Source organism: Psychrobacter sp. H26, from assembly GCF_059073035.1.
In genome coordinates this window covers 878,183-898,112 of the sequence record NZ_JCACRW010000001.1, presented here as the reverse complement: position 1 = coordinate 898,112, position 19,930 = coordinate 878,183, and the positions used below count along the sequence as shown (strand labels likewise).

Genomic DNA, 19,930 nt, shown 5'->3' with positions numbered 1-19,930 from the left:
TTGGGGCAAGCTCTTAGATAATAGTAAGTCAGCAATATGACCGTGTTGAGGCTTATTCATCAGGCTCGATTTCATCAGACTCCTTTTTTGGACGACCTCTTGGCGTCATCAACTGCTGAGAAGTCACATCATCGGCGAGGCGACAGTCCATCTGTGGCCGTATCACATCACGCAGGTAGGCGGCGACTTCATAGACTGCGCGCCGTGAATGAGTCAGGTTTTGTGCAGGTTTCATCCAGTCACGCCTAACGGGTAATGGCGCGCTCAGCGGTGTGCTATTGATACCATTTAACGCGAACTGTCTGCGGGCACGTGCCATATGATAGCTATCGGTAATAAGATAAACGTGGTGTAGCGGAATTCGTTTGGCCGTAAAGCGTGCATTTTCACAAGTATTCATACTGGCGTTTTCACTTATTAGCCCATCGATACCGTGTTCAATCAGCCACTGCCCGAGCCAAGGCGCTTCGGCACCGCTGAGTACAATAGGTAAAGGAAGGTCGTGATAAGCGCCTGCAGCAGTGCGCGCACGATTCAGACTATAGCGATTGAGGATGATTTGATTGTTATTGTCATTGGTCAAGCCGCCACCTAGCACCAGATAAGCAGTAGGCGGTGAGCTTGTAGCAATAGGCGGTATTTTGGGTAAGGGTAGCAGTGCAAAGACGTAAACAACCGCTTGCGAAAATAGGGGAGTGAACAAACTAATCAATACTAGAATAATAGACGTCGAGCCTAGTATAAAAGTAATGTTAATGATGCGAAACAGCTTGAGCATTCGTTCAGCTGAACGTAAATAGTTTCGCCATAAGCGCTTAGACCATGATTGTTTAGACCACATGCTCAGCGTGTCCAATCGAGCCATCGATATTTACCCAAACAGGCTCACGTGACAGCTGAATAGCAAACTTCTCATATACAACATCAGCGATATAGTGCTGGGCGGCGGCCACATCTGCTTGCGTTGCATGGTAAGGGGCATGATTGGTAAGTACAAGTGCTTGCTGCTTATGAGTAAAAACAGGCGCGATACCGCCACCTTTTAGACCTGCTTGCTCAATGAGCCAGCCTGCGGCAACTTTGACCATAGCATCGGGCATCGGATAACCAACGATAGCAGGATAGGTTGCTTGCAGTGCTATAAATTGGTTTTGATCAATGATAGGATTCTGAAAAAAACTACCACAATTGGGCAGCTGTTTAGGGTCTGGCAGTTTCTGTTGCCGAATCTCGATAATCGCTTGCATCACGTCAATAGGAGTGGGCTGATTGCGATCTTGCTGCTCGGCATAGCGCTGCGCTACGGTTTGGACGTCGCCATAGCTGGCTAGAATATTGGTTGGGTCGGTATGTAGTCTAAAACCCACACGACTAATCAGCCACGTATTTGGCGCACGCTTAAAAATACTGTCACGGTAGCCAAAATCGCAGTCGGCAGTCGATAGATTGTGCCACGTTTTGCTGGGTAAATGATACGCACGTACATACTGTAAGCGGTCTTCTAATTGCACCCCATAAGCACCGATGTTCTGTACTGGTGCAGCACCAGTCAGACCTGGTATCAATGCAAGGTTTTCTAGCCCATACCAGCCCTGATTGACCGTATATACAACTAGATCATGCCAGTTTTCCCCAGCCATTACCTCAATATCTACATAATGCTCGGTTTGAGCAGACACATGAATACCGCGCATATTTGGTCGCAAGACCACCGCATTTAGCGATGCTGGTAATAAAACATTACTACCGCCAGATAACACGAATATTGAGCGCTCATCTGCCGTAGCCTCGGTACCAGATGCCATAAAGTCATCAAGCTGCGCCTCATCTGTCAACGTCACTGCAAAATCAGCCGCGCATGCCAGTGCCATTGTATTGCTATGAGACAAATCAACTGAACGATTGGACAGTACGCTCACTGCGCAATCAGTTGTGGTCGTGGTTTGAGCGTCGAGATCAAGGCGTAGAGCTTGGGTCATAACATAGCCTATATGGCAAATAAATAACAAATGACAAACTGTTCATTATAAAGGATAGCGCATGCAAAAGTCGTAGAAATACAGACTTTATGACTAGCAGGCTTTCCAACTCTCGATCCAAGCTTGTGCGCTTGATTCGATGCGCTCGATTACTTCTTCGAAGTCATCACTTTCCCCTTTATAAGGATCTGGCACATCGCTGCCACAATAGGTAGGATCTTCTTCGCTGAATAGTGCTAATTTGGCCAAGTCGTCCGTTGTCTCTGTGATACCGTCTTTAATAGCTTGCAAGTCAGCCAAATTCTGTGAGTCCATTGCCAAAATTAACTCAAAATCTCGAAAGTCAGTGGCACTAACTTGGCGAGCCACTAATTTATTGATTTTATAGCCATGAGATTTGGCATGGCGCTGTGAACGTGCATCGGGCGTATCACCGACATGTGAGTCACTGGTGCCTGCTGAGTCTATTTTTATCGATAACCCAGCAATGGCCGCTTGCTGACGAAAAACTTCCTCAGCGGTGGGTGAACGACAAATATTTCCCAAACAAACCAGTAGTATGGAAGAGGGAGTACAGGCTTTCATCAGCATAATATGACCTTCTATAACAAAAAAACATGCTATAAGAGTCTAGCATTATTAATGCGACTTTTATTAGCATGTCATTGATTAAATCAGCTACTAGCGTAACGCTTAATACCTTGAATGGCAAGGGTAGAGACTAGACAATAGCGTCATTAAAGAATGGCTGTATGTCTATGTTTATGGGAGCAGCTAATATGGGTGTGACCGTATATCACTCCTGATTGTTTTTAAAGCGTTGTAAATCACGGCGTTCTTTTTTATTGGGTTTGTTATCAGGGCGAGCGAGGTTGGCAAGTTTACGCTGCTCAGCATAATAGGCGCGCCGCGTCTCGCTCTCCTTGGTCTCCGAATAGAGTACCTCAGCTGCGCTAGCGTTACCGCGCTGTGCAGATAGCGCCTCGACGACAACTGTCTTTTCGGTCATAGCGGTCGCTGAACCTTGGCGAATGGTTAGCTCATCGCCCACCGAAATCTCTTTGCTGGTTTTTACGCGACTACCACCGTAGTGAACACGTCCGCTCTCAATAGCTTGCTTGGCAAGCGTGCGGGTACGATAAAACCTTGCTGCCCACAGCCATTTGTCCAGACGAATTTTGACCAGTGCTTGACTGTTAGTATCGGGGTTTTTCTTCATAATCATCCTTTTGCATTCGTTTTTATATCGATTTATGTCTTTATACAAATAATATTAGGGCAACTTTGATATTTGCAAATGGGCATTTATGACTTTGGTTTTTGTAAAATTGATTTTTATGGTTATGGTTATGGTTATAACTATGATTACGATACTCAGGATTAAATATCACAATGCAAAAAGCGACCAATCATATGAAAGGTCGCTTTTTGTAAATCATTTGAGGAAAGTAATCTTAGAGGGTCACTTCATGAACGCATTATCTCAAGAATAGTTGATAGCCAATGTTGTCATTGACCGTCGTACAGTCGTAACCAATATCCAAGAGAGCATCTTGTAGCTGGCGTGAGTTACCCTCGGATGCTTGCAGTCCGACCAATACACGACCTTCAGCAGCACCATGATTGCGATAATGGAAAAGCGTGATATTGAAGTCATCACCCAGTTTTTCTAAGAAAGTAAGCAGTGCACCCGGTCGTTCTGGAAATATTACTTGTAGTAATTGTTCGTTTTCGACCTTGGCATGACCACCAATCAAGTGACGAATATGTGACTTGGCAATATCATCATCGGTCAGATCATGAGCGATATAACCATCATTTTCCAGCTGGCCACTGATGGTTTGACGCTCTTTTTCGCCCTCTTTTAGCGCAATACCAACAAATATAGAGGCAGGTTCCATAGAGTCTGGTGATTTTTTGCTGTCAGCACGGTAGTTAAACTCAGTGATATTGCGACCATGTAGGCTGCGGCAGAAGTTTAAGAAAGCACCCGTTGTTTCAGGAATAGTGACCCCAAAGATAGCTTCCTTTTTCTCACCAATCTCAGTACGTTCAGCAATATAACGTAGACGGTCAAAATTCATATTGGCGCCGCAAATGATACCGACGCAGTTTTTGTCTTGGATGTTATGGGCTTCGATATATTTTTTCATACCCGCCACTGACAATGCGCCAGCAGGTTCAACGATGCTGCGATTTTCTTCAAAGATGTCTTTGACAGCGGCGCAGACTTCATCATTGGTACAAGTGATGACTTCAGGTTCAACGATGGGACCTGAGTTATCGCTCTTTTGCGTACGCACAACGTCAAAAGGCAACTCACCAATCTGTGCGACTGCCACACCATCAACGAATAATCCGACTTGCTCAAGTTTGACGCGCTCACCTGTTTCCAGTGCTGCTTTTAGGCACGCTGACTGTTCGGCCTCTACTGCGATGACTTTGACGTGCGGCGCCACTTCTCCCAAAAATGCGGCAACACCTGAGATCAGACCGCCACCACCGACGGCAACAAATACATAATCCATATTGCGCCACTGCTGGGTCAGCTCAAGACCGATAGTGCCTTGTCCTGCGATTACCAACTCATCATCATAAGGCGGTATAAAGGTGAGTCCTTCACGCTCAGCGCGATCAATCGCATAACGGTTTGCCTGATCGAAGCTATCACCATGCAGGTCCACATTGCCGCCCAGTGCTCTGACGGCATCTACTTTGATATCAGGGGTAGTGGTTGGCATAACAATGATATTGTTTAGCGACAGTTTACGTGCAGAGTAAGCCACGCCTTGTGCATGGTTGCCTGCTGAAGCACAGATGACGCCGCGCGCTTTTTGCTCGTCGCTTAATTGACTAATACGGTTGTAAGCACCACGTAATTTGAATGATTTAACGGGCTGCAAATCTTCACGTTTGAAACGAATGTCGTTGGTAAAACGTTGGGTCAGCTTGGGTGCCGTTTCAAGTGGTGTTTGAATAGCAACGTCATAGACGGTGGCTTGTAGTATGGCTCGTACCCAGTGTGACAGCATAGTAATCCCTAAACAGAATGAATATAAAAATGAAATAGATTAGCCTATGCTGATTTTGAGTATCTTGCAAGACTCAATTACAGTTTTCTTAGGGTTTCATGCCTGAATAGGTATGACGTAGAGCTGTGTGATCAACATCTGTAAGCTATGATCAAACCACATGACTAAAATGCACGACAATACATTAGAATTAGGATTGCGCTAACATCCGTTAATAGCATCGGTTATAATAGCCGCGCATTTTACTTCTTTTAAGACCATACGTTTATTTTCCAAGGATTTATGATGAGTGATCAGCAAGCACAAAAGCAAGCCGCGGCCCGCGCTGCCCTAAGCTATATTGAAGACGATATGATACTTGGGGTAGGGACAGGGAGTACGGTCAACTGTTTGATTGAGTTATTACCGCAACTAAAGCTTGCTGGCGCGGTTGCCAGCTCACAGGTAACAGAAGATAAGCTGCGTGCGCTTGGTATCGACATCGTCGATTTGAACTTCGCTGGTACGTTAGATATTTATATCGATGGCGCTGATGAAGTCAATGAGCATTTGCAACTTATCAAAGGTGGTGGCGGTGCGCTGACGCGTGAAAAGATCGTCGCGGCAGCGTCTAACAAGTTTGTGTGTATGGTCGATGAGAGCAAAAGCGTTGAGATCTTAGGTCGCGCGTTTCCAGTACCGATTGAAGTACTGCCACAAGCTCGCTCTTATGTCGCACGTCAATTAGCCAAATTGGGCGGTGAGCCTGTATATCGTGAAGACTTTGTCACCGATTATGGCAACGTTATCTTAGACACGTATGACTTGGATGTCAGTAATCCAATCGCGCTAGAAAAAGAGCTGAATAATATCGTAGGTGTGGTTTGTAATGGTATCTTTGCGGCCAATCAAGCGGATGTGCTATTAAAAGCTGGGGCAAATGGCGTGACGACACTTACACGCTAATACAGTCTTAAGAATATAATCTCAAGCCTTTATCCAAATAAAAAAGCCGTCCAAATCTGGACGGCTTTTTTATTTTTGAACGTATTAATAACTTATCTTATCATTTACCTTACTAGCTTTTTACAGGCTGGCCTAAGCTAGGCAGTTAGTTTGATTTTGTCTTTTAACAAGAACTCCATCAATGCTTTTTGCGCATGTAGACGGTTTTCGGCCTCATCCCAGACGACAGAGCGCGGATCGTTTAGCATGTCGTGTGAAATCTCTTCGCCGCGATGGGCGGGCAAGCAATGCATAAACACCACTTCAGGGTCGGCTTTGTCCAGTAGAGACGGCGTCACTTGATAAGGGGCGAAACGACGTGCACGGGTGTTTTGTTCTGACTCTTGCCCCATACTTGCCCATACATCGGTGACAATGAGGTTAGAGTCTTTTGCCGCATCTTGGACGTTTTCTACCAAACTAACGCAGTGTGAGAAACGCTCCATAAGCTTTGGATCAGGTTCAAATCCATAAGGTGCTGCCACGCGCAGCTCAAAACCAAACTGGTTAGCCGCTTGCATGAATGATGAGCACATATTGTTGCCATCACCGACCCAAGTGACGATTTTGTTTTCGATACTGCCGCGATGTTCATAATACGTCTGCATATCAGCGAGCAATTGACAAGGATGGTAGTCATCGGTCAATGCATTGATAATAGGTACGCTTGAATATTCAGCAAAGGTTTCTACTTTTTCGTGACCAAAGGTACGAATCATAATGATATCAACCATGCTAGAAATCACGCGAGCGGAGTCTTCTAGTGGCTCGCCGCGACCGAGCTGAGTATCATTGGGTGACAAAAATATAGCGTTACCGCCAAATTGCCCCATACCCGTTTCAAAAGAAATACGGGTGCGGGTAGAAGATTTTTCGAAGATCATACCAAGCGTACGACCAACAAAAGGCTGATATATCTCGCCTGCATGTTGCATCTTACGCAATTCGCTTGCACGTTTGATCAGGTTTTCTAGTTCTTGTTTGGTTAAATCAGATAAAGTTAAAAAATGGCGCAAACTCATAGTAATCCTAGCAGTCGATCGCAGTCAGTGAAACGTCATCAGGGTTCAATAGTATCGCGTCAGGGCATATACTGGGTTGACAACAAACTTTTAGTATAGCGTATTTACTTTCAATGTAAACGTGCAATTTTACCAAGATTAAATAGCCTGCAAGCTAGACTAAAAATGATTCGGTAAGCCAAAAAATGATCAAACTCAAGCATGTTCTGATCATTATGCCTGTATACGATTCGGGCGTATGCTTAGGCGGCATAGCAGCTCATAGCTAATCGTACCAGCATGTCCTGCGACCTCATCGACACGTGGCGTATCGCCCCAGAGGGTAACGGTACTGTCCAAAGCCAGACTTTCTGGTGTTTTGCTGACGTCTACGACAATCATATCCATTGCTACACGCCCAACTACAGGACAGCGGTAGCTCTGATTGCTATTGGCATCGATGACTATGACATAAGCGTCGTCATTGACCACACGTGGATAGCCGTCCCCGTAACCGACACTAACGAGTGCCGTTCGGGTGTCTTGCTGCGCTTGCCAGTGGCTGCCATAGCCGATAGCATCATTGGCACAGACCGTCTGTAGTGCCATGATTTGCGCACTGAAATCCATTGCTGGCTGCAAATCTAAAGTCTGCGCACTCTTATCTGTCACAGGCGAGCTACCATATAGGATAATACCGGGACGGACCCAGTCATAGTGGTGCTCTGAGAAGTTGACGATGCCAGCAGAATTGCACAATGAGCCTTGGATATCTGGACTAATGGTGTCTTTTAGAGTCGCTAGCACGCTTGAGAAACGCTCAATTTGCATGGCATTTAATGGATGATCATGATCATCAGCGTTGGCAAAATGCGTGGCCAGTATCAGCTGATATCCTGCCTCATATAGACGCTTTGCTGCAGACAGTACGCCCTCAGCATTAAAACCTAGGCGATTCATGCCAGTATTATATTTTAGCCAAACTACGCTGGTTGCACTGTTGGCTGGCGGGACATTTCGTAGTGCCCATTCCAGCTGTGGCCCGTGGTGAATCACGCAGCTAATATCATGCTCAATCGCTTGCTGCCATTCATCAGCGCTAAAGGCGCCTTCTACTAGACCGATTGTTTTGTTCCAGCCTAGCTGTCTGACTTCTAGTGCTTCAGTCAAAGTTGCTACCCCAACGCCATCCGCTTGCTGTAGTGCTGGTAAGACAGCCGCCACACCATGACCATACGCGTTGGATTTGACCATGGCCAATACTTTAGACTGCGGTGCTCGCTTTTTTACTTCGTTAAGGTTATGAGTGATGGCTTTTGGTTTTATCGTGATGGTGCGCATAATCGTCTTCTTTGTAAGTAGAATTATGAAGTGATAAAGCCAGTGCTGCATCAATTGGGCTGATGCGGCACTGGCCATGTTGTTGAACACTAGATATTAAACACTAAATATTAAACACTATTTGTTAGACTGCAACTGCGCCTTAATATTCACAAAGCTTAGTATTATCAGTTCGATATTTATAAGACTGGTTACTCGTCATTCTCAAAGCTAACGCCTTGATAGTACTCTGGCGTTAGATTAATAAAGCGCGTAAATTGCCCTTCAAAGCCTAAGCGAATAGTACCAATAGGGCCGTTACGCTGTTTACCGATGATGATTTCGGCCACACCTTTGTGGTCTGAGTTTTCATTATAAACCTCATCACGGTAGATGAACATAATCAAATCGGCATCCTGCTCAATCGCCCCAGATTCACGTAGATCCGACATGATAGGTCGCTTGTTCGGACGATTCTCTAGACTGCGGTTAAGCTGCGATAGTGCAATCACTGGGCACTCAAGCTCACGTGCGAGTGCCTTTAGACTACGAGAAATCTCAGAAATCTCGCCCACACGGTTACCATCTAGACTAGGTACTTTCATGAGCTGCAGGTAATCGACTACGATCGCACCTAAGCGACCGTCATGGTTTTTGGCGATACGTCGGCAGCGAGAGCGCATCTCAGACGGTGGCAGGGCAGTACTGTCATCGATGTATAAGTGCTTTGATTGCAAATGCTGAATGGCGTTCATCATCTTTGCCCATTCATCTTCATTCATTTGTCCAGAACGCAGATGTGTCTGGTTGATCGCGCCCCACGAGGACAGCAGACGCATCACGATAGATTCGGCAGGCATCTCCATCGAAAACACCACAACGGGCAAGTCTTCATTAAACAAAATCCCTTCTGCCAAGTTCATCGCAAAAGTGGTTTTACCCATAGACGGACGCGCAGCGACAATAATTAGATCGCCTGCTTGCAAGCCTTGAGTTTTGTTATTCAGCTCGGCAAATGGCGTCTGCAACCCAATCATACCGTCAGGGTTGGATTTTAATTCCTGAATCTTGTCAATGACATTAGTAAGTACAGACGTAATCCCGACAGGACCTCGCTGCTCAGCGCGCTTATTATGCTGCTCATTGATACTAAATATCTTGCCCTCAACATTATCCAAGATATCACTGACGCTTTGGTCTTTTGGATTATAGGCCAGGGTCAGCATGTCATTACCCGTAGTAATCAGCTGACGCAGGGTTGATAGCTCACGCACACGCTGGGCGTAAGCGGTCAAGTTGAACAACGTCGCCGGACTTTGGCTCAAAATATCGGCCAGATAGCTATCACCACCTGCGCCTTTGAGCAGCTTTTGCGCCTCTAACCAGTCGTGTACCATAACGGTATCGTAAGGCTCATTCACCGCTGCCAGATGGGCAACGGCATCAAAGATATATTGATGTCGCCCCGCATAAAAGTCATCTTTGGTGACGATATCGGCAATCTTGTCATACGCCTCTTCAATACTCATCAAAGACGCGAGCAATGCCTTTTCAATATCGATATTGTGCGGCGGTGTCTGATTCAGTAAGTCGTCGGTTTTATCGTTTTCTGCCATGAGTGCCTAATGAGTCAAAATGGGTATAAAAAGGATGTCGATGAGCGTGCAAAACAGGCACAGTATTTCTCTACGTTAGAAATACTAAAACATGGTTTTAGATTTGCCTGCAAATGCTACAATCAGAAGCGAAAGTTTAACACATAATGTGGTTTTTTAGGCTGGGTAAGCAACTAAATCTACAGTGGTTGTTATGCGTAAAGTAAGAAGTGATACACAGTACCTAGACGTAAAAACTGAAAGCATTTACGATAAATATAATAAAATCAAAAATTTATGGAAAATAAAGCTATGACTATGACAGCAGAAAAACGTCCATTATTAATCACGACTGGTGAGCCTGCAGGTATTGGCATGGATGTCGTATTGAGTTTGGCGGCAGAGGGCAAGCTACAAGATTTTGATCGCCCTATGTGGGTGATCGCCGATGCAAGCGCGATGCAAGTAAGAGCAGATGAGCTTATTGCTGCTGGCGTACTGATAAAAGCACCTACTTGGCAAACCATTGATGTCAATGCAAATGATGTTGATATGAATACGGTCAAGCAAATACCACAGCAGGATATAGATGCTGATAGTGCTTTTATCATTCTTAATATTCCTTGTGTCGCATCAGTTGTGGGCGGACAAATCAATATCGCCAATTCAGCAATGGTGGCTAGGCAGTTAGATATTGCTCATCAGCTAGCAGTAAATGAAACAGTCGCCGCTATCATCACAGGTCCCTTGCAAAAATCAGCGCTCATAGATGCAGATATCAAGCTATTGGATGGCACTATGTTTAGCGGTCATACCGAGTTTTTTATGCAGCAAAGTGGTTGTGACAAAGTGGTCATGATGCTTGCCAATCAAGCCATGAAAGTGGCGCTTGTCACGACCCATCTGGCACTAAAAGATATACCCGCTGCCATCACGGCAGACAATGTGCGCCAAACGGTACAAATCGTCATCGATGATATGAGAGAGAAATTCGGTCTTGCACAGCCTCGTATCTTGGTATGCGGTCTTAACCCACATGCAGGCGAGGGTGGACATTTGGGAAGTGAAGAGATTGATATTATCAATCCAGTCTTGCAAGAATTTATCGATGCAGGTGTCAATATATCAGAGGCAATGCCCGCGGATACGCTATTCACGTCTAGGCATCTCGCCAATTGCGATGCGGTCATCGCTATGTATCATGACCAGGGTTTACCCGTACTCAAATCGCACGGTTTTGGCGATACGGTTAATCTAACCTTAGGATTGCCTTATATTCGCACCTCTGTCGATCATGGCACGGCGCTAGATTTGGCAGGGCGGGGCGGGGCGAGTGCGACCAGCTTATACCAAGCATTGAATATGGCGAATGAGATGGCGGATAAGTCGCTTATTATCTGATACCTTTTTTATGATCTATCGCATTATAGGTGTTTTTCACGTCGTACTGGATGATTTTGGTGTGAGCAATGCCTATTTATAAATAATCAAATACGACCTAATATAAGTGGTTCCATTATGTCAGTCTGTTTTAAGTGGTCTGTTAATTGATTAAGAGATCTGTTTTTTTGGTTCCCTTGGGGTATACTCTAAACATCGCCAAATACTTGACGCCATTCATCGCAACGAGCCTCATCTCTTGCATCATAAACACTCATAGCAGATTCTAGATCTAAATCGAAGGCATCCTCATTATCTTCTGCTAATGCTGTTAGTCGCATGGAATACCAGGCAGTGACGCCGCCTGGAGGGTTGGTAGCGAATCTTGGAAACTTTGAGTCACCACCTTCAATATTTAACCAGTCATTGGCTAGATTTGGATTTAATGCCATACCACGACCTATACTGACCATATCGACCGCGCCACTCGCAATAGCATCAACAGCTTGCTGACGCGTTTTAAAACCGCCTGTCGCCATAATAGGAATAGTGGTTATCTGTTTTGCACGTTGTGCAAAACTAACGAAGTAAGGCCCACTACCAGAGCTGCTGTCTGAGCTTGCAGGCGCTCCTGGAAAATAAGTGCCACCGCTGATATCAATCAGATCGATAGAAGTCTGATCAATGATACCAATCATTCCCATAGCATCCTCTTCTGTTAGGCCACCTTCTAATTGATCGGTTGAGTTTATCTTAATACCAATGGGGAATGCATCGCCCACCGCCTCTCTAACGGCTTCTATCACCTCATATACGACACGGAATCTTCCTTCTATAGATCCACCGTATCCATCGGTGCGGCGATTGAACAATGGAGATAAAAACTGACTTAGAAGAAACCCATGTCCTGCATGTATTTGAACACCACCAAAACCTGCATCTTTAGCAATCATGGCTGCGTTTGCATACATAGCTGGTAACGCCTCGATATCTTCTATGCTCATCCCCTTGCATTTTAACTCTGCAAGATCTAAGGCAGAAGGGCCTTTAGGTTGACTGATAGGCAAATATGAAAGCGCTCCTGCGTGTCCAAGCTGCGGCCAAAGATGAGCACCATTGATAGATCCGCGGCGTGCCAAATCCTGTAATGCCTCGATATCTGAATTTGGGTTTAGTACTAAATTGCCAGGCTTCTCAGGATAATGAGGAGTACCTTGTACTTCGCCAATCAATGACAATGCTACGCCGCCTTGCGCCCAACGCTCATAAAGACGTGATTGAGCATCCGTTGCATCACCTTGCCCATCACCGAGAGAATCTGACATTGCAGCCTTTACCATTCGGTTTTTTAGCACCACCCCGCAAGGCAGTTGAAGTGACTGACCTAATGTATCTACTAGGTTGGATGAGTTAATTTTGGTCGTTGGTTGTTTCATTAATACGCTCCATCGTTATATTGAAATATCTCGATATTCTATGTTAATGCTACGCTGTCTTAAGATAGAACACCTCTGATTTTAGTAAGGCTGCTTACTAGATTTCTAGTAGCTCTTTCTCAACCTCATTAAGAAAAATTCTTATATTGGCCTCATGACGTTGATAAAATGTCCATTGTCCATGACGTTCAGCAATGACCAATCCTGCTTTTTTTAATACACCCATGTAATTCGAGATGGTTGATTGTGATAATCCTGCTTTTTCTTGGATATATGTCACACACACACCGTCTAAATCAGCGTGCTCTGGTAATGAGGCTGGAAAATTCGACCTGTCTTTTAACCATTCAAGGATTTGACGGCGCATGGGGTTATTAAGAGCGGATATTACATTTTCTATATTCATAAACCATGATATCTCGATATGTAATTAGAAGTCAATGTAGAACAGTTATTAAAGTATTGGAAAGTTCAAAATATACGATTGCTCTTATAACAGCGCTTATGATAAATAAAAATAATGATCCAAAAGCTCACGGTATGTACACAATGAAGTACACCGCAACTACCTAAATAACTTAATATACCGATATCATTAGCTCACAGCCTAAGTTTCAAGTCCTCACTAGGGTACCGCCCTTATTCCCATAACGGGTCTTATGTTAGATGGTTCGAGAATAAAAAGCCGCCATGTTTATTGTGCTACATTTCAGATGGTTTATAGATAAAATATCTCAAAAACACGCCCTAATTATGAGCTGTGGTATAATTCGCCATTATAATACCAGCACATTGCTGCCATAGCCCATTTCTCTTTTATACATTAAGACTCTTTTATGTCCAACTCTACATTTGATGCTCAATCTATCTCTAACAGCTTAAAGGCTGCCAAACACCAACCGCGTAAGCGCTTTGGTCAAAACTTCTTGCATGATACCAGTGTGATTCGTGAAATCGTTGAAAGCATTCGTCTCGAGCGTGATGACAATTTGATCGAGATTGGACCAGGTATGGGCGCGTTGACTGAGCCTTTGCTAGCAGAAGTGGATGCGATGACAGTGGTAGAGCTGGATCGTGACTTGGCAGACAGCTTGCGTATTCGTATTGGGGCTAACAGTCACCCAAATTTTGAGATCATCAAAGACAATGCCATGCATGTCGATTATCGTGAGCTATATAGCGAAGAGCGTGGTAAGCTGCGCGTAGTAGGTAATTTGCCATATAACATCTCGACACCTATTTTATTTCACTTGCTCAGCTATGCCGATGTGATTCAAGATATGCATTTTATGCTACAAAAAGAAGTGGTTGAGCGTATCACAGCAGACGTGGGCAGCAAAACCTATGGTCGTTTGTCTGTCATCATGCAGTATCATTGTGATACCGATTATTTGTTAACAGTACCGCGTGGTGCCTTTAACCCACCGCCAAAAGTCACCAGTGCAGTATTTCGACTAACGCCGCATATTAACAAACCCGTAGTAGCAGAGGACGAAGAGCATTTTGCGATTGTGGTACGTGAGACCTTTAACCATCGCCGCAAAACCCTACGGGCTATCTTTAAAAAATCGACCTTGCTGCCAACACTGAGTGAAGGCGATTTTGACGCTTGTGGTATTGATCCGCAGGCGCGTCCTGAGACCTTGAGCGTTACAGATTTTGTGAACCTAAGCAATCAGGCACGCAACTTAGAGGTTTAAGTGGTAGAGGGTTGAGTTTTAAAGATTTAAGTTAATAGACTGCTAATTATCATCACATAAAGATCATAGAGGTATTATGAGTTTTCGCCATCAGTATGTCATCGGTGATTTGCAAGGTTGCTATGCGGCTTATCTACAGTTGCTTGAGACGCTAGATTTTGATCCTGACCAAGATAAGCTTTGGTTTGCGGGTGATCTGGTGGCGCGCGGCGAGGACTCATTAAATACATTACGCGATGTCAAAGCGTTATGTGAGCAAGGCGCAGCAGCCACTGTATTAGGTAATCATGATCTTAATTTGATAGCTGTTTGGCGCGGTGCGGCGAAGCTCAAAAGCAAGGACAAAACAGCACCGATCTTTGCCGCTGATGACTGTGATGAATTGCTTGAATGGTTGCGTCGGCAGCCGTTGTTGGCTTATCCAGATAAGCATACCGTGCTAGTACATGCAGGTATCCCGCCACATTGGACTGTTGAGGCAGCAGCAGGATATGCCAAGCAGCTAGAAGCACAACTACAAGGCAGCCTAAAGCAGCTGGATCGATTACTCCCCAATCTTTATAGCAAACAAGCGGATGAGTGGCATGCAGGTATTAATGGTTTTACCAAGATGCGTGCAATCGCTAACTACCTTACTCGTATGCGACTGTGTAAGCAAGATGGGATGCTTGAGTTTGAGTTTAACGCTGGACTAGATGAGCCGATGCCAAAAGACTTTTTGCCGTGGTTTGAGTGGCAAGTACCGCGCACGCGTAAAATACTGTTTGGTCATTGGGCGGCGCTAAAAGGTGAGATTGATTTGCCACATGCACGCGCGCTTGATGGAGGCTGCGTTTGGGGTAATTATCTATTAGCTTATAGACTGGGTGATGGACAGGTTCTTACTTCAGGTGCAGGGTGCTAAAGCTCGTACCGAGGGCTATAAACATCTTGATATATAAGGCTAGGTAAGTGATGTGTTTTAAGCGGTCCATTAATACGTTTAAAGGGTTAAATAACTGGCTCTTTTGGTGTGTGCCCTAAAGGCATTCATTTTGAAATTCGTGATATTTAGAAGAAAATTTATGCAATTCACTTTTGGATTCTTCGTTTAAAAAATCATACAAGTCATTATTCAAGACATCGTATGCGCACATAAAAGCACTTTTGTTTTTTTGAGTATAGTCTTGCATCATGTCTATACAAGAAAATGAATTGAGTACATTAAATAGAATACTAGTGTTGTGAGGGATATATTCCAAAGCTTTTTGGAAATAAATAAGTCCAGAGTAGTTTTCTTTATCTTCAGAAAGATATGGAGCAAGCTCTATGGTTATTCCTTTGAGGTTTAAAGCCTCAGCTATTTCGCTATCTGTTGAATTACTATCAGTAATTACTTCATTTAAGATCTCAAGAGCCAGCTCTGGTTCATTATTTTGGTAAAAAATATCTGCTTGGGTCAGTCTTTTTTCTATACTAGACATTAATTTTTTGTCCATTCATCTGTGGTTATATGGTCAGCAACTCAACACCCATATACCACACTGATTAGATACCGATAGCTCTTTGAATAAATATACGACTTTGAGAATAGGTTGAGAGACTGAGTAGGGATGAGTTCCAAAAAGGCAGCAGCATAAGATACTTTAGTGAAGTCTCTATCGTACATGAGTAATGGCATTGGTCTTGAAACAAACAATACACCGATGCAATTACTCGCTTATAGCAGATTTTACTTATTCTTGAACACGCCACATGGCATGCCTAGGGTCAGGCCCCTAAGCTTGTCTGGTCACAGATACTGATTGGTTGACAAAATCCATGGATCCGAACGCCGTTAGGAACGCGACGCTAGACGCGTCGGAACCAACACCGATGCGGGCCATCGTGTCGGCTTCTGCCATACCAGTCGGATCAATAAGATGCCAGCTCCCTCCGAGATAGACCTCCGCCACGGCATGAAAGTCCTGTGGCGTCACATCGGGCGCATAAACGCTTGCGAACCTAGCTGGTATCGACGACGCGCGCGCTAGTGTCACAAGAACATGCGCAAAGTCGCGGCAGACGCCCTGACGCTGAACAAAGCTGTCAAGTGCGGTGGTCTGAGCGTGGCTTGATCCTGGCACATAGCTAAACGCCGATTCGATCCAATCGCGCATCGCCGCAATCCGTGCACCGCCAGCGAGATTGCCAAACTCAGCATCCACAAAGGCTTGGAACTGATCTGATGGGCAATATCGAGATGGCATCAAATGTCTGATCGTCTCTCCGGGCAAAAGATGGAGAGGCACTTGGGGCAGTACCGATATGTCCAAGGCAGGACGGTCAACTGCAATTTCTGCGAGGTAAGTACAGCTAAAATCTCCTTCTGCGCGAATCCAGATCCGCTCTCCTATGCCATCATCGGCTGAGACCCGTGAAAAATGTGCAACGTCTGATGTCCAAATCTCAGTCGAACGCACCTGTTGATCGACAAGATCGGCAGCTTCGATTTGAAGTAAAAGGTCCATCGGCTCGGATAGACGATAATGAAGTTTGACATCAAGTTTCAGGATCATGTTTGAACTCACTAAGGGTGTTGGTCTGGTGGACTAAGGACAGTGTGGGATTTCTAATAGATACGAGGCGACACCTAAGCCGCGCAGGTCTATCGAAACCGAAATATTTTGCGATGAACTGTTTTGTATATCAGAGATTGGCGTACTTAAGTCAGGTAGCAATGCCTGACAGAGTTGAATTATCATAGTACCGTTTTTCAATCTAAAAAGGTAAGATATGACTATAGCACTATGCAGACGGGCTTTATTAAACCTGAAACGCATCAAAAATTGATTAGTTATGGACTTATCGTTGCAAAGCGAGCGCTATACTCGAAGTGTCACTTAATCAAAGGCTGCCAGCTCGGCCCCGTACGTCCCATGCCACTGCTATTTTTGGGCTTGTTTGTGTCTACTAGTGCTTGACTCAATACTGCCATAGTGTTCATAACGAACGTTATGAACACTATGGTTTTAAAACCAGCTATTTACCAAGTATCTAGCCACCAAAGCTATCCCCCTAATTGGGTAGTTTCGGTGGTTTTTTCGGTTTTGGTAAGGGGGTTTTGGCATCGCCAGTCGGCTTGTCATCAGGATCAGCATGATATTCTTCATCGAGGTTATCGCTATTGACGACACTTATTGTTTTGGTCGTCTTATCATACTGAATATCATCGGTATAAGGAGCATTGTTCAGCTCTTCATCAGTCAAACCATCATCTAGATCCACGACTTTTTTTGGAGAGTTGTGAGGCTGAGTGTGATCACCTTCTGGTTGACTGTCATAATATATGTCTGTACTTGTCTTCGAGTTTTGAGCTTCATTTTGCTTAGACTCAGGCAGTATTCTGACATCAGATAATCGGCGAACCACATAATTGCTTGGTATTGCCTTTCCGTTCTTTTGTGCTGAGGTGTCGTCAAATATCATGTGCCCTTGGCTATCGATACGTGCATAGTCCATCGGCTTATCACGTGGCCAAAAGAAGTCAGAAGGGTGGCTAATGATATGACCGAACACCAGTTTTGTGAGGCGACTCCACTCAAAAAACCGCACTTCTTTAGAGCGTAGGGCAACAAACAGTGCCAGTGAAAAGCTGACTATGAGGTTGACCATACCGATGAGTGCTACGCCAAGTATAGAAATTAGAATGAGGCTCCAATTTATTTCATCAGCAGATATGTTGAAAAGTCCATGTGCCAAGTTGGCCGAGGCAAAAGCAATATGGCGAATATCAATAGGTAAGCCGAAGATATAGCCGATGGTTGCTGTACTACCTAAGAATACGCCGAATAAAAAGTTGCCCATAATAGCGCCTAGATTGGCTTCTATAAAGCCGCCCAAACGCTTGAGCCATGATTGAGGCAATATATATTTTAAGAACCTATGACGCTGTATACGTGCACCCACATGGTTATACACTGCTAGATTGTCATAGTATCCTGCAATGAGACCAGATAAGAACAGATAAACACCAGCGATGGCAGCGTGAGGGAGTGCTAACGAGCGAAACGGGTCTAGATCGTGTAGTAAGTGACCAGCTTTTTCTGAATCAATCATTGGTGCGCCTGTATACTGTAACCAGGCAAAGGAAATAATAAGCGCCACAGGCACCGCCAACATCACGTTACCCATGATAGCAACGAACTGAGTCCGCAAAATATCAACGACCAGTTCTGATAGCTTGGTTAGCTGATGAGATTTTTTTCCAGAGCCTTCAGATATCGTAGAGGCGATAGCAGCAGCCGTCATAGCGGGCTGTTTTGTCGCTACTGTGCCACGAATGATATGAATAAATACAAAGCCCAAACCATAAATCATGCTATTGATAAACGCCCTTCCCATAGGGGCGAGTGCTAAATGGTAAGCCAATATCTTGATGGTGGCCATAAATGCAATGAAAAAGCCACCAATAGAAGCTTTTTTGAACATTTTTTGATAGCCAGCTTTGTCGGTACTGATGTAATGCTCACCCACGCGGCTGGCGTTCTCGGTGACCTTACGTGAGAGTAGTTTGGTATTATTATCAATCAAATAGCCAATACTATAGCGCTGTCTGGCAGTGGTGATCAGCGTCTGTATCAGCTCGATGACGGCGCGATCTCGTCTTTGGTGATCGTCTGTGACGAGCTCTGTCAAAATACGCATGCGCTGTAAGCTTTGATCCAAACGCAGCATCATATTGGTCAGACGAATGGAGATGCCTGTCTTATAGATGCGCTTGCGGATAGTGGCAACAATATCTTCGCATTGCTCAATCATAACTAACAATGGCGCTGGATCAACTGCATGTTCAGGGGTTATATCGGTTAAAGTGTCGAGCTCATGTGCTTGTCTGTATTGATTGACAAAGAGTACGGCTTCTTGGTTTTGAGCTACAAAAGAAGCGGAGTAGTTGAGCATTTGCGGGTAGGAGTCCATCAGATCAGGATGCAAGCCAAGTCCGCTAATACGATAAGACAAAATAATGATCGCGTTTAAAATACTGTTTTTTGCCGTGGCGACCAAATCTAGGTGCTTTTCTTCTACTCTAATAAGCTCTACCAGCTTATCCCATTTCTCTGCCTCAATATTGGCAAGCCAGCGCTCATCAGTACGCTTGTCGAATAGATAACCAATCAATTCAACGACAGAGTCATCTTGGGGGAGTATTGGCAAAAAACGATGACCAATCAATCGTCTTAAACTATTAAAGAAGCCTTGATCTGACATGATACCAGTATCGGTATACAGCGCGATTTGACGGTATTGGATAATCAGTTTTAACACAAAGCTAGAGAGACCATCGCCGTATTCTGGATGCTGATGCAAGATATCAATAAGGGATTGGATATTTTCGTTCGCTAAAGCCGGTTCTTTGTCACTGACTCGTAGTTCATCGATTAAGCGTTTGAGCACCGCAGCATCAGGTACATCACTTAGGGCAGTAATCTGTTGTAAAATGCGTTTTAATTCTGACACGTCGCACCCTTTATTGTAGTTGTTT

Annotated in this window: 17 protein-coding genes; 4 read left to right on the top strand and 13 right to left on the bottom strand. The window is 44.7% G+C overall.

The features are described 5' to 3' along the window. Positions 1–52: 52 nt before the first annotated feature. The 5 genes from AC5JPT_RS03685 to ilvA form a co-directional block, all read right to left on the bottom strand. Complete coding sequence (locus AC5JPT_RS03685) at positions 53–841, bottom strand: YdcF family protein (RefSeq protein ID WP_493857147.1); 789 nt, start codon at positions 839–841, stop codon at positions 53–55. Beyond that, entirely contained in the window at positions 831–1,871 is a 1,041-nt protein-coding gene (murB, locus tag AC5JPT_RS03680) for a UDP-N-acetylmuramate dehydrogenase (protein ID WP_493858425.1), read from the bottom strand. The genes AC5JPT_RS03685 and murB overlap by 11 nt, the downstream gene beginning before the upstream one ends. 201 nt (positions 1,872–2,072) lie before the next feature. After that, positions 2,073–2,570: a low molecular weight protein-tyrosine-phosphatase gene (locus AC5JPT_RS03675; RefSeq protein WP_443527147.1), complete on the bottom strand. Its 498-nt coding sequence runs from the start codon at positions 2,568–2,570 to the stop codon at positions 2,073–2,075. A 205-nt stretch (positions 2,571–2,775) separates the two neighbouring features. Beyond that, complete coding sequence (locus tag AC5JPT_RS03670; protein ID WP_319051937.1) at positions 2,776–3,198, bottom strand: RNA-binding S4 domain-containing protein; 423 nt, start codon at positions 3,196–3,198, stop codon at positions 2,776–2,778. Positions 3,199–3,457: 259 nt separating this feature from the next. Next, on the bottom strand, positions 3,458–5,011 hold the full coding sequence (ilvA, locus tag AC5JPT_RS03665) for a threonine ammonia-lyase, biosynthetic (protein WP_493857146.1): 1,554 nt from the start codon (positions 5,009–5,011) through the stop codon (positions 3,458–3,460). A gap of 285 nt (positions 5,012–5,296) precedes the next feature. Here ilvA and rpiA point away from each other — a divergent pair, with 285 nt between their 5' ends. Beyond that, positions 5,297–5,956, top strand: coding sequence for a ribose-5-phosphate isomerase RpiA (gene rpiA / locus AC5JPT_RS03660; protein WP_493857145.1), 660 nt, complete (start codon positions 5,297–5,299; stop codon positions 5,954–5,956). A gap of 137 nt (positions 5,957–6,093) precedes the next feature. Here rpiA and argF read toward each other — a convergent pair whose 3' ends face one another. The 3 genes from argF to dnaB form a co-directional block, all read right to left on the bottom strand. Beyond that, a complete protein-coding gene (gene argF, locus AC5JPT_RS03655; protein ID WP_493843063.1) occupies positions 6,094–7,017 on the bottom strand; it encodes an ornithine carbamoyltransferase in 924 nt (307 codons plus the stop codon). Positions 7,018–7,230: 213 nt separating this feature from the next. Further along, positions 7,231–8,337: an alanine racemase gene (gene alr, locus AC5JPT_RS03650; protein WP_493857144.1), complete on the bottom strand. Its 1,107-nt coding sequence runs from the start codon at positions 8,335–8,337 to the stop codon at positions 7,231–7,233. A 191-nt stretch (positions 8,338–8,528) separates the two neighbouring features. Then, positions 8,529–9,932: a replicative DNA helicase gene (dnaB, locus tag AC5JPT_RS03645; RefSeq protein ID WP_319051943.1), complete on the bottom strand. Its 1,404-nt coding sequence runs from the start codon at positions 9,930–9,932 to the stop codon at positions 8,529–8,531. A gap of 297 nt (positions 9,933–10,229) precedes the next feature. Between dnaB and pdxA the strand changes: the two genes are divergently transcribed. Then, the gene (gene pdxA / locus AC5JPT_RS03640) at positions 10,230–11,312 is read left to right on the top strand and encodes a 4-hydroxythreonine-4-phosphate dehydrogenase PdxA (RefSeq protein WP_493858424.1); all 1,083 of its coding nucleotides are present in this window, start codon (positions 10,230–10,232) and stop codon (positions 11,310–11,312) included. A 188-nt stretch (positions 11,313–11,500) separates the two neighbouring features. Here the strand turns inward: pdxA and AC5JPT_RS03635 are convergent, their stop codons facing one another. After that, positions 11,501–12,727: an NADH:flavin oxidoreductase/NADH oxidase family protein gene (locus AC5JPT_RS03635; RefSeq protein WP_493857143.1), complete on the bottom strand. Its 1,227-nt coding sequence runs from the start codon at positions 12,725–12,727 to the stop codon at positions 11,501–11,503. A gap of 97 nt (positions 12,728–12,824) precedes the next feature. After that, a complete protein-coding gene (locus AC5JPT_RS03630; protein ID WP_493857142.1) occupies positions 12,825–13,133 on the bottom strand; it encodes an ArsR/SmtB family transcription factor in 309 nt (102 codons plus the stop codon). Between the two features lie 430 nt (positions 13,134–13,563). Between AC5JPT_RS03630 and rsmA the strand changes: the two genes are divergently transcribed. Beyond that, a complete protein-coding gene (rsmA, locus tag AC5JPT_RS03625; protein WP_493857141.1) occupies positions 13,564–14,427 on the top strand; it encodes a 16S rRNA (adenine(1518)-N(6)/adenine(1519)-N(6))-dimethyltransferase RsmA in 864 nt (287 codons plus the stop codon). A gap of 76 nt (positions 14,428–14,503) precedes the next feature. Beyond that, positions 14,504–15,331, top strand: a complete 828-nt coding sequence (locus tag AC5JPT_RS03620; protein WP_493857140.1) for a symmetrical bis(5'-nucleosyl)-tetraphosphatase — start codon at positions 14,504–14,506, stop codon at positions 15,329–15,331. A gap of 115 nt (positions 15,332–15,446) precedes the next feature. Here the strand turns inward: AC5JPT_RS03620 and AC5JPT_RS03615 are convergent, their stop codons facing one another. From AC5JPT_RS03615 to AC5JPT_RS03605, 3 genes are all read right to left on the bottom strand, one after another. Continuing rightward, positions 15,447–15,890, bottom strand: coding sequence for a hypothetical protein (locus tag AC5JPT_RS03615; RefSeq protein WP_493857139.1), 444 nt, complete (start codon positions 15,888–15,890; stop codon positions 15,447–15,449). Between the two features lie 294 nt (positions 15,891–16,184). Next, complete coding sequence (locus AC5JPT_RS03610; RefSeq protein ID WP_493857138.1) at positions 16,185–16,964, bottom strand: transglutaminase-like domain-containing protein; 780 nt, start codon at positions 16,962–16,964, stop codon at positions 16,185–16,187. 499 nt (positions 16,965–17,463) lie between these two features. Then, positions 17,464–19,905 carry a site-specific recombinase gene (locus tag AC5JPT_RS03605; RefSeq protein WP_493857137.1) on the bottom strand — a complete coding sequence of 814 codons (2,442 nt, stop codon included), beginning with the start codon at positions 19,903–19,905 and terminating at the stop codon, positions 17,464–17,466. Positions 19,906–19,930 lie beyond the last annotated feature (25 nt).

Excerpts from the sequence above, each read along its gene's own strand:
- AC5JPT_RS03685 (WP_493857147.1), bottom strand. The coding sequence starts at position 841 with ATGTGGTCTAAACAATCATGGTCTAAGCGCTTATGGCGAAACTATTTA.
- murB (WP_493858425.1), bottom strand. The coding sequence starts at position 1,871 with ATGGCACTGGCATGCGCGGCTGATTTTGCAGTGACGTTGACAGATGAG.
- AC5JPT_RS03675 (WP_443527147.1), bottom strand. The coding sequence starts at position 2,570 with ATGCTGATGAAAGCCTGTACTCCCTCTTCCATACTACTGGTTTGTTTG.
- AC5JPT_RS03670 (WP_319051937.1), bottom strand. The coding sequence starts at position 3,198 with ATGAAGAAAAACCCCGATACTAACAGTCAAGCACTGGTCAAAATTCGT.
- ilvA (WP_493857146.1), bottom strand. The coding sequence starts at position 5,011 with ATGCTGTCACACTGGGTACGAGCCATACTACAAGCCACCGTCTATGAC.
- rpiA (WP_493857145.1), top strand. The coding sequence starts at position 5,297 with ATGAGTGATCAGCAAGCACAAAAGCAAGCCGCGGCCCGCGCTGCCCTA.
- argF (WP_493843063.1), bottom strand. The coding sequence starts at position 7,017 with ATGAGTTTGCGCCATTTTTTAACTTTATCTGATTTAACCAAACAAGAA.
- alr (WP_493857144.1), bottom strand. The coding sequence starts at position 8,337 with ATGCGCACCATCACGATAAAACCAAAAGCCATCACTCATAACCTTAAC.
- dnaB (WP_319051943.1), bottom strand. The coding sequence starts at position 9,932 with ATGGCAGAAAACGATAAAACCGACGACTTACTGAATCAGACACCGCCG.
- pdxA (WP_493858424.1), top strand. The coding sequence starts at position 10,230 with ATGACAGCAGAAAAACGTCCATTATTAATCACGACTGGTGAGCCTGCA.
- AC5JPT_RS03635 (WP_493857143.1), bottom strand. The coding sequence starts at position 12,727 with ATGAAACAACCAACGACCAAAATTAACTCATCCAACCTAGTAGATACA.
- AC5JPT_RS03630 (WP_493857142.1), bottom strand. The coding sequence starts at position 13,133 with ATGAATATAGAAAATGTAATATCCGCTCTTAATAACCCCATGCGCCGT.
- rsmA (WP_493857141.1), top strand. The coding sequence starts at position 13,564 with ATGTCCAACTCTACATTTGATGCTCAATCTATCTCTAACAGCTTAAAG.
- AC5JPT_RS03620 (WP_493857140.1), top strand. The coding sequence starts at position 14,504 with ATGAGTTTTCGCCATCAGTATGTCATCGGTGATTTGCAAGGTTGCTAT.
- AC5JPT_RS03615 (WP_493857139.1), bottom strand. The coding sequence starts at position 15,890 with ATGTCTAGTATAGAAAAAAGACTGACCCAAGCAGATATTTTTTACCAA.
- AC5JPT_RS03610 (WP_493857138.1), bottom strand. The coding sequence starts at position 16,964 with ATGATCCTGAAACTTGATGTCAAACTTCATTATCGTCTATCCGAGCCG.